The organism is Streptomyces sp. BV286 (assembly GCF_019090165.1).
Classification (GTDB): Bacteria; Actinomycetota; Actinomycetes; order Streptomycetales; family Streptomycetaceae; genus Streptomyces.
In genome coordinates, this window is sequence record NZ_JAHRIB010000126.1 from 1 (window position 1) to 326 (window position 326).

Below are 326 nucleotides of genomic sequence, written 5' to 3' on the forward strand. Positions count from 1 at the left end.
GATGTGTCGGGTCGTCGGGTGTTTGTGTTTCCTGGTCAGGGTTCGCAGTGGGTGGGGATGGCGGTGGCTCTGCTGGAGTCGTCGCCGGTGTTCGGGTCGCGGTTGGGGGAGTGCGCGGCGGCGTTGGAGCCGTTCGTGGACTGGTCCCTGCTGGATGTGGTGCGAGGTGTTGACGGTGCCGCATCGCTGGAGCGGGTTGACGTCGTGCAGCCCGTCTTGTGGGCGGTGATGGTGTCCCTGGCTGAGGTGTGGCGTTCGGTGGGTGTGGAGCCGGATGCGGTGGTGGGGCATTCGCAGGGTGAGATTGCGGCTGCGGTGGTGGGTGG

General features: G+C 67.2%; 1 protein-coding gene. It reads left to right on the plus strand.

Annotation, left to right across the window (positions count from 1 at the left end):
* A partial coding sequence (locus KUF83_RS16575) for an acyltransferase domain-containing protein (protein WP_217455460.1) occupies positions 1-326 on the plus strand: 326 nt, incomplete at both ends.